At 46.0% G+C, this 18,835-nt stretch carries 21 protein-coding genes and 2 tRNA genes; 11 read left to right on the top strand and 12 right to left on the bottom strand.

Translation table 11 applies throughout. The annotated features are described in order from the left end of the window. Positions 1-25: 25 nt before the first annotated feature. A complete protein-coding gene (locus tag J0M30_14245; protein ID MBN8668655.1) occupies positions 26-334 on the top strand; it encodes a response regulator in 309 nt (102 codons plus the stop codon). A gap of 29 nt (positions 335-363) precedes the next feature. Here the strand turns inward: J0M30_14245 and J0M30_14240 are convergent, their stop codons facing one another. Genes J0M30_14240 through J0M30_14230 form a run of 3 tightly spaced genes read right to left on the bottom strand, consistent with a single transcriptional unit; the run spans position 364 to position 2,536 of the window. Further along, positions 364-1,767: a CHASE3 domain-containing protein gene (locus J0M30_14240; protein ID MBN8668654.1), complete on the bottom strand. Its 1,404-nt coding sequence runs from the start codon at positions 1,765-1,767 to the stop codon at positions 364-366. Positions 1,768-1,803: 36 nt separating this feature from the next. Then, a complete protein-coding gene (locus J0M30_14235) occupies positions 1,804-2,169 on the bottom strand; it encodes a hypothetical protein (GenBank protein ID MBN8668653.1) in 366 nt (121 codons plus the stop codon). Continuing rightward, positions 2,159-2,536 carry a hypothetical protein gene (locus tag J0M30_14230; protein ID MBN8668652.1) on the bottom strand — a complete coding sequence of 126 codons (378 nt, stop codon included), beginning with the start codon at positions 2,534-2,536 and terminating at the stop codon, positions 2,159-2,161. Before J0M30_14230 ends, J0M30_14235 begins: the two co-directional genes overlap by 11 nt. Positions 2,537-2,672: 136 nt before the next feature. Between J0M30_14230 and J0M30_14225 the strand changes: the two genes are divergently transcribed. Genes J0M30_14225 through J0M30_14215 form a run of 3 tightly spaced genes read left to right on the top strand, consistent with a single transcriptional unit; the run spans position 2,673 to position 3,783 of the window. Further along, positions 2,673-3,113, top strand: coding sequence for a PA2169 family four-helix-bundle protein (locus J0M30_14225; GenBank protein ID MBN8668651.1), 441 nt, complete (start codon positions 2,673-2,675; stop codon positions 3,111-3,113). A gap of 23 nt (positions 3,114-3,136) precedes the next feature. Beyond that, on the top strand, positions 3,137-3,493 hold the full coding sequence (locus J0M30_14220) for a hypothetical protein (protein MBN8668650.1): 357 nt from the start codon (positions 3,137-3,139) through the stop codon (positions 3,491-3,493). Then, positions 3,493-3,783 (top strand): PLDc N-terminal domain-containing protein, encoded by a 291-nt coding sequence (locus J0M30_14215; GenBank protein ID MBN8668649.1) that lies wholly within the window; start codon positions 3,493-3,495, stop codon positions 3,781-3,783. The genes J0M30_14220 and J0M30_14215 overlap by 1 nt, the downstream gene beginning before the upstream one ends. Before the next feature lie 68 nt (positions 3,784-3,851). Here J0M30_14215 and J0M30_14210 read toward each other — a convergent pair whose 3' ends face one another. Together J0M30_14210 and J0M30_14205 are read right to left on the bottom strand one after the other, a co-directional pair. Then, positions 3,852-5,447 carry a hypothetical protein gene (locus J0M30_14210; GenBank protein MBN8668648.1) on the bottom strand — a complete coding sequence of 532 codons (1,596 nt, stop codon included), beginning with the start codon at positions 5,445-5,447 and terminating at the stop codon, positions 3,852-3,854. A 25-nt stretch (positions 5,448-5,472) separates the two neighbouring features. Beyond that, on the bottom strand, positions 5,473-6,399 hold the full coding sequence (locus tag J0M30_14205; protein MBN8668647.1) for a YihY/virulence factor BrkB family protein: 927 nt from the start codon (positions 6,397-6,399) through the stop codon (positions 5,473-5,475). Between the two features lie 174 nt (positions 6,400-6,573). Here J0M30_14205 and J0M30_14200 point away from each other — a divergent pair, with 174 nt between their 5' ends. Both J0M30_14200 and J0M30_14195 read left to right on the top strand, forming a co-directional pair. Then, on the top strand, positions 6,574-7,221 hold the full coding sequence (locus J0M30_14200) for a hypothetical protein (GenBank protein MBN8668646.1): 648 nt from the start codon (positions 6,574-6,576) through the stop codon (positions 7,219-7,221). A 67-nt stretch (positions 7,222-7,288) separates the two neighbouring features. Continuing rightward, on the top strand, positions 7,289-7,621 hold the full coding sequence (locus tag J0M30_14195) for a four-helix bundle copper-binding protein (GenBank protein MBN8668645.1): 333 nt from the start codon (positions 7,289-7,291) through the stop codon (positions 7,619-7,621). Between the two features lie 149 nt (positions 7,622-7,770). Here J0M30_14195 and J0M30_14190 read toward each other — a convergent pair. The 5 genes from J0M30_14190 to J0M30_14170 all read right to left on the bottom strand — a co-directional run bounded on the left by J0M30_14190 (position 7,771) and on the right by J0M30_14170 (position 11,294). Further along, positions 7,771-7,844: transfer RNA gene (locus J0M30_14190), tRNA-Pro, on the bottom strand. Between the two features lie 41 nt (positions 7,845-7,885). Beyond that, positions 7,886-7,976, bottom strand: a tRNA-Ser gene (locus J0M30_14185). Between the two features lie 102 nt (positions 7,977-8,078). Further along, complete coding sequence (gene dnaA, locus J0M30_14180) at positions 8,079-9,512, bottom strand: chromosomal replication initiator protein DnaA (GenBank protein ID MBN8668644.1); 1,434 nt, start codon at positions 9,510-9,512, stop codon at positions 8,079-8,081. Positions 9,513-9,646: 134 nt separating this feature from the next. Continuing rightward, positions 9,647-10,570 (bottom strand): metallophosphatase, encoded by a 924-nt coding sequence (locus J0M30_14175; protein ID MBN8668643.1) that lies wholly within the window; start codon positions 10,568-10,570, stop codon positions 9,647-9,649. Further along, the gene (locus tag J0M30_14170) at positions 10,560-11,294 is read right to left on the bottom strand and encodes a 5'-nucleotidase C-terminal domain-containing protein (GenBank protein MBN8668642.1); all 735 of its coding nucleotides are present in this window, start codon (positions 11,292-11,294) and stop codon (positions 10,560-10,562) included. Before J0M30_14170 ends, J0M30_14175 begins: the two co-directional genes overlap by 11 nt. A 182-nt stretch (positions 11,295-11,476) precedes the next feature. Here J0M30_14170 and J0M30_14165 point away from each other — a divergent pair, with 182 nt between their 5' ends. From J0M30_14165 to J0M30_14145, 5 genes are all read left to right on the top strand, one after another. Then, on the top strand, positions 11,477-12,079 hold the full coding sequence (locus J0M30_14165) for a PorT family protein (protein MBN8668641.1): 603 nt from the start codon (positions 11,477-11,479) through the stop codon (positions 12,077-12,079). A gap of 76 nt (positions 12,080-12,155) precedes the next feature. Then, a complete protein-coding gene (locus J0M30_14160; GenBank protein MBN8668640.1) occupies positions 12,156-13,763 on the top strand; it encodes an FAD-dependent monooxygenase in 1,608 nt (535 codons plus the stop codon). A 54-nt stretch (positions 13,764-13,817) separates the two neighbouring features. Continuing rightward, the gene (locus J0M30_14155) at positions 13,818-14,750 is read left to right on the top strand and encodes an ATP-binding cassette domain-containing protein (GenBank protein ID MBN8668639.1); all 933 of its coding nucleotides are present in this window, start codon (positions 13,818-13,820) and stop codon (positions 14,748-14,750) included. Positions 14,751-14,770: 20 nt separating this feature from the next. Then, a complete protein-coding gene (locus tag J0M30_14150) occupies positions 14,771-16,099 on the top strand; it encodes an ABC transporter permease (protein MBN8668638.1) in 1,329 nt (442 codons plus the stop codon). Positions 16,100-16,451: 352 nt separating this feature from the next. After that, positions 16,452-17,282, top strand: a complete 831-nt coding sequence (locus J0M30_14145) for a hypothetical protein (GenBank protein MBN8668637.1) — start codon at positions 16,452-16,454, stop codon at positions 17,280-17,282. A gap of 106 nt (positions 17,283-17,388) precedes the next feature. Here the strand turns inward: J0M30_14145 and J0M30_14140 are convergent, their stop codons facing one another. Together J0M30_14140 and J0M30_14135 are read right to left on the bottom strand one after the other, a co-directional pair. Then, positions 17,389-17,808 carry a carboxypeptidase regulatory-like domain-containing protein gene (locus J0M30_14140; protein ID MBN8668636.1) on the bottom strand — a complete coding sequence of 140 codons (420 nt, stop codon included), beginning with the start codon at positions 17,806-17,808 and terminating at the stop codon, positions 17,389-17,391. Positions 17,809-17,866: 58 nt separating this feature from the next. Then, a complete protein-coding gene (locus tag J0M30_14135; GenBank protein MBN8668635.1) occupies positions 17,867-18,811 on the bottom strand; it encodes a nitronate monooxygenase in 945 nt (314 codons plus the stop codon). Positions 18,812-18,835 lie beyond the last annotated feature (24 nt).

Below are 18,835 nucleotides of genomic sequence, written 5' to 3'. Positions count from 1 at the left end.
TGATGAAACTGACATATGTTATTTGTTGGGTGCCATCTTAAGGCAAAAGAATATTCATTCGGTATTTGCCCGAAATCTGGGAGAAGCCGAAAAATTGATTCTTTCTCCCGCCACCTATTGCATAATATTTCTTGACAACCATCTGCCCGATGGCCTGGGCACTGGTCTGGTTGAAAAAATCAGAAAATATCAACCCGCTACAAATCTGATCATGATCACTGCACATGATACTTCAGCAGACCGAAAAATGGCAGAGCGTATTGGGATCGAGCAATTTATCGGTAAGCCATTTACCAGGGATACCATTCTACGTACCATTGAAAAGATGTATTAAATTCCCCATAATGGGGAATATTTTCTCCATCATCCATCGTCCAAATGCAGAAATATCTGAAAAACAGATCCTTCGCCCAGCCGACTAATTACTTTTATATTTCCTTTATGGCTAAGAATGATATTCTGTGAATTTGTAAGCCCAAGCCCATTACCCTGAGGCTTAACCGTAAAATAGGGTTCAAATAATTTTTGGAGCGTATCTGTATCCATCCCCGTTCCATTATCTGCAATTTCCACAATACACCGTTTGTCAATTTTTTCTGTTTTCAGGCGAAGTATGCCTCTGTTCTTCTCCATGGCTTCAATGGCATTCACAATGATGTTCAAAAAAGCAAGTTTGATCTTGTCGGCATCCACCAGCACACTGCAGGCCATGGGTGAATAATTTTTTACAACCTGAATAGATCGCAGGTCAATCCTGTCACCGGCCATGGCCAAAGCCTCGTCCAGCAACTCGTTTACATTGGTCCGCTGCATATTTAATTGAACAAACCGGGTAGCATACAACAAATCAGAAACCAGTTGGTTGATCCGCTCTGAATTTCGAACGATCATATCCAACAGCAAGGAAGACTCCTGACTTTTACCGATGTCTTCCTGCAACTGCTCAGCGGCCAGGGAGATATTGGTCAATGGATTACGCACTTCATGGGCAATGGTCCGGGCAATCCGGCCGGTAGAGGCAAATTTCTCATTGCTCCGTAACTCCGATAATTCGTGGTTCATCTCCTGAAGTTCGTTTATGTTCCTTTTCAGATCAGCCTCGTATTGCTGGGCCTTTTGGTCAGCCTCACTTTTTGCATGATTCTCTCTGTTGTAGGTAATTACGGAATAAAGGATGGCAATAACTGCCGTGATCAGCGAAACCAGAGTGATGGTCCGGGTGCCGCTAAAATATCCGGAAAGTCGGTGACGTCGATCCAACATATGAGCGTATTCAATAGAAGTAAGCTGCTCAATTGATTTGTGAATGCTATCCATCAACAACATGGATTCCAATTTCTCTGCGATCAACTCTTTTGTGACTTTGTAACCCGAACGCTGATACAGCAAAATGGCCTGACGCAGGTGATCAAGTCGCCGGGTGGTCATACCATGGATATTATGCATCAACGCCCCTTGTACGGAATCCATTTCAAAATAATCAAGCAACCCTCTGTTTAACCCAGGCAATCTCGACAGCGATTCACGGTAAGGTTTAAGGAAAATCACATTCCGGGTGAGCAGATAGCCCCTGGCCCCCGCTTCAGCAGATAAAATATGAGAATAGAATCGTTCCAGGTTGAGAAGTGCCATATGGCTGCTGGATACCCAGGAGGTTTGCTGGTGCAAACGACGGGTTGACCCCAGTATCAAGAAATAGGATAATACGAGGAGAAAAAAGGCCATAGCATAGCCTGATCGAATCTTCACTTTTAATGTGGATATCATTAGACCCACCAGATACTTGCAAAAAATCCGCCAAACTCATTCAAAAGAGCAAACCTCGGCCAAACCGTGGTTAACCGTTTTCAGAAACCAATGAGCCTTATCCACACGCATGAGTACCTGTAATTGATCCCCACTATGGTCACGACCCAAATACGTAACCCTGCCAACGGCATACAAATATCCATTTTCCGTTATTTGTATCAGGGAAGCCGGCACATTCATCATTAATCCCGGACCTGGCGGTAATTGGAGGGTCAATGTTACCGGCACGCAGGATGACCCATTTTGCAGGCAGGCGATTTCGACCTGATAGGTTTCTTTTGCATGGGGTGTGCGCACCCGAAGCATCCCTTTCCCAATACTTCTCATTTTTTGACTGATCCTGTCCCAGTTAATATCCATACTCTTTATTTTTTTTTAGCCATAACCAATTCCAAAAACGCTCACTTGGTCTTCGCAGCCCAAAATACCGTTGTGTTTGTTTAGCCTTACTTACTTCCACAAAAGAGGGTTGAAAGCGCAACAGGAATAAATTCCCCTGTCTGTGGAGAATACTCGTCAGGCCTTCTGTCCATATATAATAGGATAACCCCTTCTTAAAAAAGAGCAGACGTCCTCCAAATTGATCTTGTTTATCCAACTCTTCAATTGGAGAAGGTTTGAAGTAAAAAAGGAGCTTACCATCAATATCCATTCCCATATAATGAACAAGTTTATTCCCAAAGGGAATACGGTTGTCCTCCAGATTAAAAAAAAGGGCATGTGTCATTTGACTTAATTTCTCTCTAACGATTCCGGTTATTAAGTCTTCTTTAATTGGTATCATATCTTGAACAGACTCAAATTAGAGACCAATCAAAAAAAGTGGTATGGTTTTTTCAACAATTACTACAAAATAGTAACTCATGAAAAATTTGTTAACGATTAATGATCTCATCGAGATCAATAATGATCGCGTAAAAGGATATGAAAAAGCGATGGAGCAAACACAAGAAGATGATCTCCGTAGCTTATTCAGTGAAATGGCGGCCCAAAGCCGTCGCAACGCGAGCGATCTGGGTAATCTGATACGTAAAGAAGGCGAAGAGCCGGAGAAAGGAACAACAGTAAAGGGCAAGATCTATCGGGCCTGGATGGATGTCAAAGCCACTTTTGCAGGAAATGACCGAAAATCGGTTTTGAATGCTTGCGAATTTGGAGAAGATGCAGCTCAGAGGGCGTATCGATCAGCTCTTGAAGAGGATGAATTGGCTGGTGAAGCCCTTCAATTGGTTACAAGGCAAAAAGATGAACTTATGCTGTCGCATGACCGGATCAAAAGTCTCCGTGACCAACAACCTGCCTGATCAAATAACTCAAATACCCCATCATGGCAAACGAAAACCTGATCGACAACATGACCACTCTTCTCTCCTGCCTGAAAAAAGCCAAGGAGAAGGGCTTCAATCGTGACTTCACCATTACTGAACATGGATTGAGTTGGATGGGAGGAAATCAGTTCTATCGTCCGGAAGAAATCGCCATTGTTGATTTTTTTCGCTATGAAGGGAAAAGTGACCCCGACGAAAACGCGATCCTGTACCTTATGGAAACAAAGGATGGCAATAAAGGTACTTTCTCCTGCACATTTGGCATTTACACAGAGCCTGTGATCACGGAGTTTGTGCTTCAGATCGAAGAGATCATGAAAAAAAAATCGGGTGAACAACCGAAAGAGGAGGGGTAATGCGGATACTAAACCGATTCCCATTTATCATTGCCATAATATCCCTGATGGGTTGGCTTTTCAGTTTCATCTTCAGGCCACCGGAGAAAAACCTGAACCCCTATCTTGTCGGGATCAGTATATTCTTAGCGGGTGTATACTGGATATGGATCCTTTTTGATGTGATCGGTAATATTGGCCTCAAACGGTATCAACGGAACTTTTGGCTGATCCTGGTAATATCCATCCCCTTTTTTGGAGCTATTTTATATCAGGTCATGCACCAAAGACCCAACAAGATTGTAACCTGAAAGAATTTTTGCAACTTCCTTCATGTGTGCTTCCGGGGGGTCATTCACTTGAATGGCCCTCTTTTTTATCAGGGCATTCCCGCCACTTCTTTCACTCCCGTAAATAAGGCATTCCAGGCAAAACGAAAAAAAGATCGGTCGCTTTCCCGTTCTTGGCTGGGGTAAGCGACTCTTTCCTTACCATTGCGTTGCGGATTTTCATTGGGTAGTACGAGGTTAGCTATTCCACTGGCAAATTTGCGTTTGGCCAGCCCGGGGTATTCTTGGTTGGTTCTCATTAATGCCACACGAAGATCATTATAGCGCAGGTGTACCACCCCTTTCATTAAATGTTTATCCCCTTCAAATGCATAATGAAGATCTTGAACGCGTCCCGATTCAAATCGAGCCAATCCCAACGGCATTGCCAAAGGATTGAAAGCATGAAGCCTGGCCTGGCCCATTCGACCAGAGAATGAGAACCTAGCCCGGGGATCACCTAATCGGAAATTCCACACCGTCTTTAACTCGGTTTCCTGTTGTACCCGACAATGAATGCGCGCATTTAAATTACCCGTTTCGGCCCGGCTATCAATATTGGTCAATACTGCCCGTATACGATCAAATCGAATCGTGCCCGAAGAATCAGTCACCGGGCTCAACTCTTCATAGGTTAAAATGCCTTTCGCTATGCTGAGTTGTGGGATTCGTAAACCAATCTTCAGGGAGGACAGCAACGAGGAGGGAATTTGATCCAGACGATTCCTTTTGTCATGAGGTAAACGGCGGTCCCGGTAAAGAGCCACCTCAAGATCGTTTATAGCTGCGGAATCCATCTGGCAACGGTCCATTGACTGTTCCCCGATCCGCCATCCAAAAAACCGGAGACCGCGAAGTCCAAAATCGACCCGATCAGTCTGTGTTTTTCGCTGGTGCATAAATTTGGTTTTTGACAAAAGGGGAATGAATCGAAATTCTTCCAACGCAACCGCTTCCATTTTTGAATCCACCTTCAACCCATTGCCTTCCACCCGATAAATGCCCGGCAGGCTATTCCAATAAAATTGAGATACCTGAAACCGTATGGCTTCAACTGGCAGGGGGTCTTCATTCAGGTCAAGAGATGTAATACCCTCCCCTTCCAGGGAATCAATTTCCACACGGGCAATTTCTGAGAGGTCATACTGTTCTTTGATCTGGACCTCGGCAGCTTTTATTAGTATCGAATGAATAAGCACCTGGCTTTTGCGAACACGAGCTTGTTTTTTATCCTTACCTTTTTCCCCTGTCAGCAATACAAGTACCTGGGGAGACTCCAATCGAAGGGAATCAAGTTGAATGGACCCATTTAATAGCACCTGAGGCATATCCAATCCTTTTATTTCCAATATTGGCACATAGGCCTTTATCAGTTGAGCAGGGGCCTGATTCTTCGCCTGCAGTTTTTTAAACACAGATGAATGAAAGTTCACCTGTAATCCATGAATCCTGATCCGCCCGCTTATCTCATCCATCTCGATACGATCAAACCGGATTGAATAGAGTCCTTGCGTTTCCCGATTCAGCCATTGATTGATTTGCCGGGAGAGAACAGGTTTTTTCTGAACACTCCAATAAATCAGGCCTCCACATAATATCACCAAGCCGATCCAGAACCATTTTTTCTTTACCCATTTCTTTACCATTCTTTATTGTTTTAAAACCCAGGGATCAGCTACCGGATCCAGGATCATTATTAAAAATTCTTTCCCTTCGTTTCCGCCTGAAGGCAATAGGGTCCGGTCGGATCGTTTTCCCTTTTCTGCGCAGGTTCAGATGTGTGAGAATCGCCCCGGTGTAAAGGATCACGGCAGAGAAATACACCCAAAGAAGTATGATCAATAATGCGCCAGCGGGTCCATAATACCCGACGACCTGGTTATGCCCCAGTAAAAAAGTGATGACTACCCTTCCGATCATAAATAATACTGCGGTAGCCAAAATGCCCGAGCGTGCTTCCTTCCAGGGAACACGGGCATCTGGCAGCACCCGAAAGATCAACGCAAAGAGGGTGACGATGACCAGAAAGCTGAGCAGGAAATTGGATGCGTAGATCAGCACCAAACTAATATTCGGTAGATATCGGCTCAGTTGATCCAGAAAAAGATCAATCAGGCTGTTGACCAGCAGAGAAACCAATAATAAAAATCCGAGCACCGCCACCATCGAAAAGGAAAGAACCCGATCGATCAGAAGTTTTACCCACCACTTACCTTTAACCGGTTTAACCTGAATGTCCCAAATAAGGTTCATCGACTGCTGGATCTCCACAAATATTCCTGAAGCGCCAAAGAACAATGTCACCAAACCAGCGATCCGCGCAAAGTATCCATCTGTACTTTGTCTAACCTGTTGGAGTACTTTTTCCAGCAACTGGCTACTTGATTCGCCGATCAGGTTTCCCAGCTTGAGAAATAATGCCGATTCAGCCTGACCAGAACGATAAAACAGGTCGCTGATCCAGATCACGATCAACAGCAAGCCAGGCAGGGAAAACAATGTATAATAAGCCAATGCGGCAGAACGCCGAAGTACCTGGGCTTTGTCAAAAGCTGTAATAAATTCAGCGAAGGAATCTTTGATAGTCGATAGCTTCATTTATCATGTAGAAGAAAAATAATGCCAGTAATTCATTTACCACTGTTGATTTATTTCCCCAAATTTTCCCATTCCGTTGTTGTATAGGCTGGTCCCGTCTTTAAATGCAAGAAGGCATATTGTTTGCCGATTTTTTTTTGATAGATACTATTTAAAAATTTAAAAGCTATTTGTATGGAAAGAAGGAATTCCGGACGTCAGGGGTTTGCATCCATGGATCCTGAGCGCCGCAGACGGTATGCCCGAATGGGTGGAGAGGCTTCACATGGTGGCCGAGGTCGTGATTACGAAGAATATGAGGAGGACTATGATGATTACGAGGATGATGAATATGAAGACGTGAACAGTGAGTATGACAATGATTATGAGGATGACTACGAGGATGTTTATGATGATTATGAAGACTACGATGAGGAGGAGGATGACCGACGTGGGGGGAGCCGTTACCGCACTCGTCAGTCGGGCAATCGTAGCCGTTATGGAGATAGCAACAGCCATCGCAGCCACTCAGGGAATTCCGATCGGCGTCGTGATGATCGGGACGACCGTTCATTTCCGGGGCGTTCTTCCTCTTCTTCGAACCGTTCTGGCCGCCGGGGTTTTGCCTCGATGGATCCGGAGGACGTAAGACGCATTGCAGCTATGGGAGGGCGGGCCTCGCATGGCGGAGGACGTGGCAGCAACAGTAGCGGTGGCCACAGCAGCCGCAATCGCTATAGCGGCAATAGCGGACGTGGAGGCAATACTGGCCGAAGCAGTAGCGGAAGAAGCCAATCGGGTGGCAGAAGTGGTGGAAGCCGTTCTTCTTCACGCAATCGTTGATCGATTTCAAATTCCGGCAACCCGTGCAAAGCCTGTGCGGGTTGCCTTATTATTTAAACAACTTCATATGAAACTAGCCTACGAGCCATTGGTACAGACACTTACCCAATGCGCTAAACATTGCGACCTATGTGCTTCCGCCTGTTTGCATGAGGAGTATGTGGGAATGATGGTGGAATGTATACGCCTGAACCTTGCCTGCTCCAGTATGTGTCAGGCCCTTGCCAAATTATTGATCTTTGAAAGCCCTCAGATTAATGCGCTTGCCATTGCCTGTTCCCAGATCGGAACAGCTTGTGCGCAGGAGTGTGCCAAGCATAGTCAGGATCATTGCCAGGAATGTGCGCGGGTTTGCCAGGAGATGGCAGAGCAATGTGGGTCATTTGCCGCGTCCCCTTGACTTCGTTTTCCTCTTCGTGTTCTTCGTGTCTTCTTCGTGTTCTTCGTGTCCTCCTACGCCCGACTAGCGTAGGAGGACACGAAGGACACTAAGGGGGCACGAAGGGCACGAAGAAAAAAAGAGCGACTCTACTTAGAGTCGCTCTTTAGTCGGGAAGACAGGATTCGAACCTGCGACCCCCTGGTCCCAAACCAGGTGCGCTACCGGCCTGCGCTACTTCCCGGAAGAAAAGACCACCTACGCTTAAGCTTCGGTGGTCGAAAGCGGTGAGGGAGGGATTCGAACCCTCGGTACGGCTTTAAGGCCGTACGACGGTTTAGCAAACCGTTGATTTCAGCCACTCATCCACCTCACCTGACTGAAATAAGGGTGGCAAAAATAAACACTTATACCAACAAATCCCAAAAAAACAGGTCCGCCGTAGGCGGACCCGTCAAACTTTTATCCTTTACAGGTATCACATGGCGGCTAATTGCACTTTCTGTTGCAGTTCCAGTACGTTTTCACGGAAAACACTATCGGTATCCATCAGGTCTTTAACGGTTTGGCAGGAGTGGATCACCGTGGTGTGGTCGCGTCCGCCAAAATGTTCGCCGATGGTTTTAAGTGAATTCTTGGTAAAGGCTTTGGCCAGATACATCGTTATCTGACGTGCCTGTACGATCTCGCGTTTGCGGGTTTTCTGCAACAGCTTATCATATGACACATCGAAATACTCGCATACCATTTTCTGAATGGTATCGATCGTAATTTCTTTACTGGATGATTTGACAAAATTCCTTAGCACTTTTTTCGCAAGGTCTAGGTCTATTTCCCTACGATTAAGCGAAGATTGTGCCAATAAGGAGATCAATGCCCCTTCCAGTTCCCTGACGTTATTATTAATATTATAGGCAATGTACTTGACCACTTCCTTTGGCATGTCAAGTCCATCATTCTTCATTTTTCTTTCCAGGATCTCGATCCGGGTTTCATAATCAGGCATTTGCAGATCGGCGCTCAAACCCCAGCGGAAACGGCTCAACAAACGCTCCTGAACCCCTTCCAGATCCTTGGGGGGTTTGTCGGATGTGAGTACCAATTGTTTACCGGATTGGTGCAAATGGTTGAAAATGGCAAAGAAAGCATCCTGCGATTTCTCGGCCTTGGCAAAGAACTGAACATCATCCAGGATCAGTACATCGATCAACTGATAAAAATGGATGAAATCATTGATCGCATTGTTGCGGCTATGGTCCATGAACTGGTTGATGAACTTCTCCGAGCTCACGTAGAGGACCACTTTATTGGGATGCAGCTTTTTTACTTCATTTCCGATGGCTTGTGCCAGGTGTGTCTTTCCCAAACCAACACCGCCATAGATCACGAGGGGATTGAAAGAATTGGCGCCTGGTTTTTCGGCAACGGTCTTTCCCGCACGACGTGCTACCCGGTTACAGTCACCCTCAATAAACGCGTCAAACAGATAAACCGGGTTTAACTGTGGGTCAATCTGCATCTTCTTCAGACCAGGAATGACAAAGGGGTTCTTAACTGGGTTATTTATAATCAAAGGAAAATCCATTTCATTTTCCGGGTACATCTTATATCCGTTACCCGGTACATCAACTGTCACTGGTTTGTGGGTCTTGTTGCCGCTGTCTACCATGATCCGGTATTCCAGTCTGGCTTCCTTTCCCAACTCCCGTTTCAATGTCTTCGCCAATAAATTTACATAATGTTCTTCCAAATATTCAAAGAAGAATTGGCTCGGAACCTGTATGACAAGGATATTTTTTTTCAGCGAAACCGGTTGGATGGGTTCAAACCAGGTTTTAAAATGCTGCCATTCAACGATGTCCTTTATTATCTTCAGGCAATTGGTCCAGACTTTTTCAGCATTTTTCTCCATTACTTGGTCAGCAGTTTATATATCGGGTTAATAATTTTCAAGGATCAATGAGTGGGGTTAAATCATAGGGAAATGGACTAAAAAAAGTTTGACAGGGGGACGAATATCTATAAATCTTTCCTAAAAAAAAATTTTTATTCCTTTGTTTTTTTCGTAACCGGGATAGGGGTTGAATTAACCAAGTTTTTCCTCGAAAATTTGGAAAATTCAAAGTCGAGCCTGCCCAGTTGGAGACCCGCCCAACCGACCTGGTTAACCAGTACGGGCTTGCCTTTTTTATTGACGAATGACTCAGGTTTATCCATGAAGGTATGGGTATGTCCGCCAATTATCAGGTCTATCTCTTCCGATTCCCCGGCCAGCACCACATCACTGACCGTATTGTCTTTATACTTATACCCTAAATGCGACAAACAGATGACCATGTCGCAGTTCTTTTCCTTACGTAAATAAGAGGCCGTTTCATTCGCCTTTTCCACTGGCGAAAGATATTTTGTAGCCCCATACAGATTTTCAGGAACCAGGCCATGAAGCTGGATACCAACCCCGGTTATGCCTATCCTTAATTTACCTTTATTAAATACTTTGTATGGAACATATTTATGTTCCATGGGTGTTCCGGAAAAGTCGTAGTTACAGATAACAATGGGAAAAGAGGCGAACGTCAGTTTGTTTGCCAGGTTTTCCAATCCGGCATCAAAATCATGATTACCGATCGTGGCGGCATCATATCCCATGGCACTCATACACCGTATCTCGGGTTCGCCTTTATATAAATTAAAATAAGGGGTTCCCTGAAAAATATCCCCCGCATCGAGTAAGAGCAATTCCTCTTCTTCCTTTCTCAGCTTATCGATCAAAGCTGCCCTTGCCGCCACTCCTCCAAGTCCCTGGTTTCGGCTTCCATCCATGGGAAAAGGATCGATCCGGCTATGGGTATCATTGGTATGCAAAATGGTCAACTTCTTTATAGCCGTCCATTCCTCCAGCCGGGCTGGAACCAGGGCGGCACCAGAGGCCAACATCGTATGCTGTAAAAAGGAACGTCTATTGAGCATATGAAACACGGGTTTCAGGTGATTGAATAGCCTGGCCTTTAGCCGTCAGGCCCCTTACATGGTCCATGATCGCATCCCTCATCAGATAGCCATTGTTTTGAACCGGCAGGGGTTTGAACATGACCACATTATCTCCCCCGTTGATCACAAAATCACTATTGGCCACCACATAAGTGGCCGACTCATCAAAGGGTTTGCCTCCTATCATTATATCTACAGCCCGCCCTTCCCTTATCACAAAACTGCCCCCGGAAACCGGCCATCCGTTTCGGGAAGCTATCAGGTCAAAAAAAGATTTCAGGGTCTTTCCATCCACCCGCTGTATCAATAATATATTATCAAATGGCATCAGCTCAAAAACCTTCCCCCGGGTAATCGGACCCGGCGTCAGCTCATTCAGCCGAATACCCCCATAGTTTACAAATGCCAGGTCAATGGAAACTCCATATTTTATACTTCCCATCTGACGCATCGCATCAGCCATGAAATTTCCAAGTCCACAATCAGGCTGCTGCTTGAGTAACCGATCCCCCACCCGCCCGATCACCTCCTCCATCTGACTGGCCACACTATCACGATAAGGCTGCATCATTTTCACCAACATGCTATCCCGTGGAAGGGTACCTGATATAGAATAATCCTCGTACACCACCCCCGTTGGCCTTAACGTGGGGCCGCAGGAAAAAAGCAGGCTTATCAAGCCAAAAAAGATCAGTTTCCTCACGCGCATAATTTTTCGGGTAATAGCAAGACCCATCAAAGCTCAAATCCTTTAATCCTCAAACTCCTGGTCGTAAGGTAGAATTATTTTGCCCTTTCCCCCGTGATTTTGAACATCTTCCCTAAAAAAATTTTCTTTCCGCAAATACTGAATTAATCCTTACTTTAGGGGGGTAAATTACTGCTATGAGAAAAGTTTTATTTGCCCTTTTTGTATTGACAATCATGGCCGGAACCGCCGGCGCCCAACAGAAGAAATCCCGTAATGTAGCCCGTCTGGGTCTGAAGACAGGTTTGAACTATTCCCATTTTCACAATACCGGTTTGGAAGAGAGTACGATCAGCGCTGACTGGAAGACCGGCTTCGTATTTGGTTTCTTTGTGGAAATGAAGATCGCCGACAAAATGTATTTCCAACCCGAGGCCCTCTATTCCTCCATGGGTGGAAAAAATATCTCTACCATCAACGGAGAGAATAACCTTCGCCTGAATTACCTGTCTGTTCCCGTTTCCCTTAAGTATGAATTCGCCCCCAAATTCAAATTGGCCGGTGGTGTTCAATTAAGCTGGATACTGCAGGCTACCAATTTACGCCTGGATACAAAAACAGATGTTACCTCCACCGTTCGCAATAGCGATATCGCCCTGCATGGCGGTGTAGAATTCTGGCCCAATAAAAAGGTATCGATCGGTGCCAAATACCTGCACGGGTTGACCGATGTAGAATTCTATACCGGAACAAAAGCCTTTAACCAGGGGATGCAGTTTTCGGTGGGTGTCAAACTTTAGGACACGAATTGTAAGGATTTCGCGGATTATTTGGATTCTATAGTTAGTAACGGATTTCAGGATAGACACCTGACCCATGCAAATAAATCTCACCATACAGCTCCTCCCACAGGAGGCGGCCAACGAGGCCGTAATACGTTCGGCCATTGCTGCGCATACAGGCCGGCCGGCAAAAGACATCACCGGATTTACCTTACTTAAACGCTCCCTGGATGCCCGTGGCAAACAACCCCGGTTTCAGTTATCCCTTCTGGCCTTTATCAATGAACCCTATGTTCAGCGATCAATACCTGAATTTGTCTTTCGGGATGTAACCCGGGCAAAGAAAAGAGTGGTGATAATTGGCGCGGGCCCAGCCGGGTTATTTGCCGCCCTCTACCTGATTGAAAAAGGGATCAAACCCATTGTACTCGAACGGGGCAAGGATGTCCGCGCCCGTCGTCGTGACCTTGCCCGGCTAAATAAGGAAGGAGTCGTAAACCCCAACAGCAACTATTGCTTTGGCGAAGGCGGGGCTGGTACCTATAGTGATGGAAAACTCTATACCCGAAGTTCAAAGCGTGGGGATATAAACCGCATTTTACAACTCCTCCACCATTTTGGGGCCGATGAGCATATCCTTTTTGAGGCCCACCCGCATATCGGGACGAATAAACTGCCCGGTATCATCACCGCCATACGAGAAACCATCACAGGTTATGGCGGGGAATACCATTTTGAGAAACAAGTGACCGGGTTCAACCGAAAGGGCAACCGGATCGGGTCGGTCAAAACCGCCGATGGAGATACGATTGACGGGGATGCCTTTATCCTGGCGACAGGCCACTCAGCCAGGGATATCTTTGAATTGTTTCACCGGGAAAATATACTGATCGAGGCCAAACCCTTTGCCCTTGGGGTAAGGGCGGAGCACCCCCAGGAGATCGTCGACCAGATCCAGTACCATTGCCCGGTTGACCGGGGCCCTTACCTGCCCCCGGCCTCCTACAGCCTGGTACAACAGGTGGAAGACAGGGGCGTATTCTCCTTTTGTATGTGTCCAGGTGGCATCATTGCCCCCGCCGCTACCAGCCAGGGTGAACTGGTGGTCAATGGCTGGTCACCCTCCAAACGAAACAACCCCTACGCCAATAGCGGGATCGTGGTGGAGATCCGGGAAAATGATACCCTGCCCCCTGCCGATTTTGAAAAGACGATGGGTATGCCCCCTTCGGTGCTCAAAACAGCCCTGGGACGTATGTATTTTCAACAATATGTGGAGCGGAAATGCTTTGAGGCAGGAGGCGGTCTTTTTGTGGCCCCGGCCCAGCGAATGACCGATTTCTGTTCGGGAAAGACCTCCACCACCCTGCCTGCCTGCTCCTACCTGCCTGGTTTAAAGAGTGTTGACCTCCGTGAAGTGCTGCCTGGTTTTGTGGCCAAGACCTTGAAAGAGGGTTTTCTGGCATTTGGGAAAAAAATGAAAGGCTATTACAGCGCTGAAGCTGTTCTGGTAGCCACAGAATCGCGTACCTCTTCCCCGGTTCGAATACCCCGTGATACAAAGACGCTCCGGCACCCGCAACTGGAAAACTTATATCCTTGTGGTGAAGGTGCCGGATATGCAGGTGGAATCGTGAGCGCGGCTATGGACGGCGAACGGGTGGCCGCGCATATTTTTAGCCCAGTTCCCGATTCACTGTAATATTTTTGCCTTTCATCAGACAAATGAAACATCACCGGATCTAATACAACAATTATGGCCCTGCTTGAATTGAAACACCTTAAAAAGTATTACGCTACGCAAAAAGCGGTAGACGACATCAGCTTTTCCATTGAGAAAGGGACCATCTTTGGTCTGCTGGGACCCAACGGAGCCGGAAAGACCACCCTCCTGCGGATGATCACCGGTATCTTCTACCCCGATGAAGGGCAGATCCTTTTTGATGGAAGACCTTTTGACCCGGTGAATGATATCATTCATATCGGCTATATGCCTGAAGAAAGAGGTTTGTATAAAAAAATGAAGATCGGAGACCAGGCACTCTATCTTGCCCAGCTAAAAGGACTTGATAAAGGGGTGGCCATGACCAAGATCAAAGAATGGTTTGTGCGTTTTGAAATGCAAAGCTGGTGGAATAAAAAAGTAGAAGACCTGTCCAAAGGGATGAGCCAAAAACTTCAATTCGTTACCACCGTTCTCCACGAACCGAAACTGATCATCCTCGATGAACCTTTCAGCGGTCTCGATCCGGTGAACAGCAATCTCATTAAAGACGAGATCTTCAACCTCGCTAAACGCGGTTCTACCGTGATCTTTAGTACCCACCGTATGGAACAGGTTGAAGAGATCTGTGACCAGATTGTACTGGTGAACAAGGGCCAAAAGATCCTGGATGGCACTGTGCAGGCAGTGAAACAGGATTTTAAAGAACATTTATTCCGCGTGGGTTTTGAACATATCCCAACCCTGAATGACAATGCGCCTTTTGAGGTGGTTGGTACCCGTGACCTGAACTATGTGATCAAATTAAAAGAAGGCCAGGGTCCCAATAGCGCCCTACAATATTTTATTCAAAACAATAACCCCGTCATTGCCTTTAATGAGATCCTTCCCTCTTTGAATGATATATTCATCAAGTTGGTAGAAGGAACACCCACTACCCGGCAATTTGAAACAGCGGCTGTTTAACCTCCCAAAAGCATTCAACTATGAACAAGATATGGATCGTTTCAAAAAGAGAATTTCTCACGAGGGTGCAAAAGAAGACCTTTTTGCTGAGCACCATCCTGCTCCCCTTGCTGATCTTTGGATTCTACGCCCTGATCATTTACTTCTCGGTAAAGGGATCGGATACGTATACCATTGCCGTTGCTGATAAGACCGGTTCATTTGAACAATCCCTGGTCAAGAAAGGAGATGATGTGGAGTTCCTGTTTCTCAACAATGAAACTGAAACCGGATTGAAAGACCGGTTGGATAAAAAAGAATTTGATGGCTATGTTTTTATCCCGGCACAAAGCGATCCCGGTGGAAAGGATACCATTCGGGTAGTCGCCGGAAAGAAAGCAGGTATCAGTACCATAAATGAAGTGGAGGACCGCTTTAGCAAGGTGATGGAAGAAAAAAGATTATTGTCGTATAACCTCACACGTGTTCAATTGGACAGCCTCCAGAAGAACACGGCTGTAAAATTCATCAGCAGCAAAGGTGAGGAGGAAAGTAAGACCCGCGCCGGTGTAGCGTATGGAGTGGGCTTTGTATCGGGATTTCTCATTTATATCATCCTCTTTGTCTATGGCTCCATGGTTATGCGGGGCGTAATGGAAGAGAAGGTCAGCCGTATTTCAGAAGTGATCATAAGCAGTGTAAAACCCTTTCAACTGATGATGGGAAAGATCATCGGTATTGGTGGGGTTGGATTGGTACAGTTCCTGATCTGGGGTGTACTGATCGTGGTATTACAAATGTTGCTTCCCTTGATTTTCCCGGGTTTTGCCGAACAGATGCAAGCCGGTGCCATGCAGTCGCCACAGATGGCGCAGGCTGGTCAGGCCGCACAGCAAAGTGGTGGTATGGCCGGATTGTTTGATGGTCTCCGCCAGGTGAACTTCGGGCTCATTTTTGGCTGTTTCTTATTTTATTTCCTGGGTGGATATCTGCTCTACTCTTCCCTGTTTGCCGCCGTTGGTAGTGCGGTGAACGAAGATCCTCAGGATGCACAAAGTTTATTATTACCTATCACGATGCCGATCATCTTCGCGATCGTTATCATGATGAAAACGGTTAACGAACCCAATAGCGGGCTTGCCATCTTTGGCAGTATGTTCCCGCTTACCTCCCCCATTGTAATGATGGCCCGCGTGGCCCATGGCATCCCCGACGGGGTCACCTGGTTACAATTGATCATCAGCATGGCCCTGCTTATCGGCGGCTTCCTATCCACCACCTGGCTGGCCGGAAAGATCTATCGCACCGGCATCCTGTTGTATGGCAAGAAGGTGACGTGGAAGGAGATGTTGAAGTGGGTTAGGAAGTAGGGGGGCAGATGACTGAGGACGGATGACGGATGTTGGTTGTTTTAGATGACAGATGACGGATGACAGATGGCGGATGTTGGATGATGGATGTTGGATGTTGGTGTTTAAATAATTGAACTTTTTTTTGCCCAGGAGGGGCATCCAATCTGTCATCCGTTCTCAGTCCTCTGTCATCCGTCATCTGTCATCCGTCATCAGTCATCCGTCATCTGTCCTCCGCCATCCAACATCCAACATCCAACATCCCTCCTCCCCCAAAAAACTTTTGTTAAACCCCAAAATCCCCAACCATAATACGAAATAAATCGTATTTTTATACGAAATTAATCGTATAACTAATAAAACCAATTGTATGGCAACAAAGAAATCAACAGGTATTTTGCTGCTGGCCGGGGGCCTGCTGCTGGCTGGTTCGCTGGTTTTTATTTCCTGGTCAGACAAACAACCTCAGTCGCATTTTGGCGGTGACCGCTTTGTAAACGACACCACACCCGAGAAATCAAGGAAGCGCGATAAGGTCAGGAATATCGAAGAGGCCATTGAGGAAGTGGAGAAAGCCCGTCAGGAGCTGTCCCGCACCCTTGAGGTGGATATGGCCCGTATGCAAAAAGAACTGGAAACTGGTCTCCGGGAAATTGATGCCCAAAAGATCAAGATGGAAGTGGAAAAAAGCCTGAAGAGTATGGATATGGAGAAGATCCAGAAAGAGCTGAAAGAAAACATGGAAAAAATGGAGTTGAGTGACCGGGCTGAATTTAAGGAGGAAATGAAGCGGGTGGAAAAGGAAATGGAAAAAGCACGTATCGAATTGGAGAAAGTCAAAGAGATCGACTTTAAGAATATGGAGAAAGAACTGGCCAAGGTGAAGGTGGAAATGAAAGATATCAAACCCCGGATCGAAGCGGAATTGAAAAAGGCAGAGAAGGAATTGGAAAAGGCCAAAGAGTCATTAAAAGAAACCAAGACATTTATCGATGACCTGGATAAAGCGGGTTTGATCGACAAGGACAAGGATTACACGATCGAGCATAAGAAAGGTGAGTTGTTCATCAATGGACAAAAACAATCCGAGGCCACGTATAAGAAGTTTGAAAATTATTTAAACAACCACAAGGAGTTTAAGATAAAGAAAGAAGCGGATGAGTTTGATATGCAGAGCGGAGAGCGGAAGGTTAGGATATAAATGGAAAATAAGGAATAAGAAACAAAGAATAAGAAAGACCCAATAAGAAATAAGGAAGTCGTTTGACTTCCTTATTTCTTATTGGGTCTTTCTTATTCTTTATTTCTCAATCATCATTATCCATAAAGTGAAAGATCGATGGAAACAGCTTGGTCTCGCTGGTTAAAACCATCTCTACATTCAACAGGAAGGCCTCATCGGTTTTGATGGTGATATTCTCCTTGGTTACTTTCTTGTAGCCTTCTTTTTCAAAAACGAATTTATATACACCGGGTTTGAGGTCATCAAAAGCATAATTGCCATTGCAATCGGTGATGATCACTTTTTCTTTTTTGGAGGTCACATAAGCGGTGATGCTTACCTCGCCCAATGGTTTTTTGGATCCTGTTTGGATCACGCTTCCATTGATCTCATTAACCTTCTTATTGGGTGTTTCGTTATTGCAGGGGGATGTAGATGCACCGGCATTGGCCCCAATAGCAGTCAGCATGGCCAGGGCAACTGCAAGGAATCGAAATGATTTCATGTGTAAAGGTTTTCGTTGTTAATGGTCTACACGCAGTTCATCCGACACAGTATCAAAATTATAGCATTTTTATCGGATGTTTCAAAGCTTCTTCAAACTCTTTTACCATATTTTTTACGATGGTTTCGGCAGGTAAAATTTCGCGGATCAGTGCGCTTACCTGACCGATCTCCAACTCTCCTTCATCCATATCCCCTTCAAACATTCCTTGTTTTGCTCGGGCACGACCTAATATATTTTTTAATTCTTCATGCGTAGCGCCTCTTTGTTCAGCAGCTAACACTTTATCAAAAAAATTATTCCGTAATAGGCGAACAGGGGTTAATTTCTTCATCATCAATTGGGTATCCCCTTCCTGGCTCTGGATTACCTTATTTTTGAAATGAATATGAGCGGAAGCTTCTTCACTGGCCACAAAGCGGCTGCCTACCTGTACTCCTTCGGCCCCAAGTACCATGGCTGCCAGCATCTGTCTGCCAGTGGCGATCCCTCCGGCGGCTATAACGGGGATCTTTACGCTATTTACCACGGCGGGTACCAAAACCAGGGTAGTGGTTTCTTCCCGGCCGTTATGTCCACCGGCCTCAAATCCTTCCGCAACCACCGCATCACAACCTGCCTGTTCCGCTTTCAAGGCAAAACGGGTACTACTCACCACGTGTACTACGGTGATGCCATGTTCTTTGAGTTTAGGTGTTAATACAGCAGGGTTTCCCGCGCTGGTGAATACGATCTTCACACCTTCTTCGATCAGGATATCCACCTGTTTTTCCAGGTCGGCATAGAGAAGTGGGATATTCACCCCAAAGGGTTTATCAGTGGCTGCCTTGCATTTTTGCAGGTGTTCGCGAAAGACATCGGGGTACATGGAACCACTGCCAATGATGCCCAATCCCCCGGCATTACTGACGGCAGAAGCCAGTCGCCACCCGCTTGTCCAAACCATACCGGCCTGAATGAGCGGATACCTGATTCCGAAAAGTTGGGTGATGCGATTTGTCATACGACAAATATAACTAATGGCTAA

This window comes from Chitinophagales bacterium, from assembly GCA_017303415.1.
GTDB lineage: Bacteria > Bacteroidota > Bacteroidia > Chitinophagales > Chitinophagaceae > SpSt-398.
Note: the sequence above shows the minus strand (reverse complement) of the source record. Positions and strands in the feature narration are given on the sequence as shown.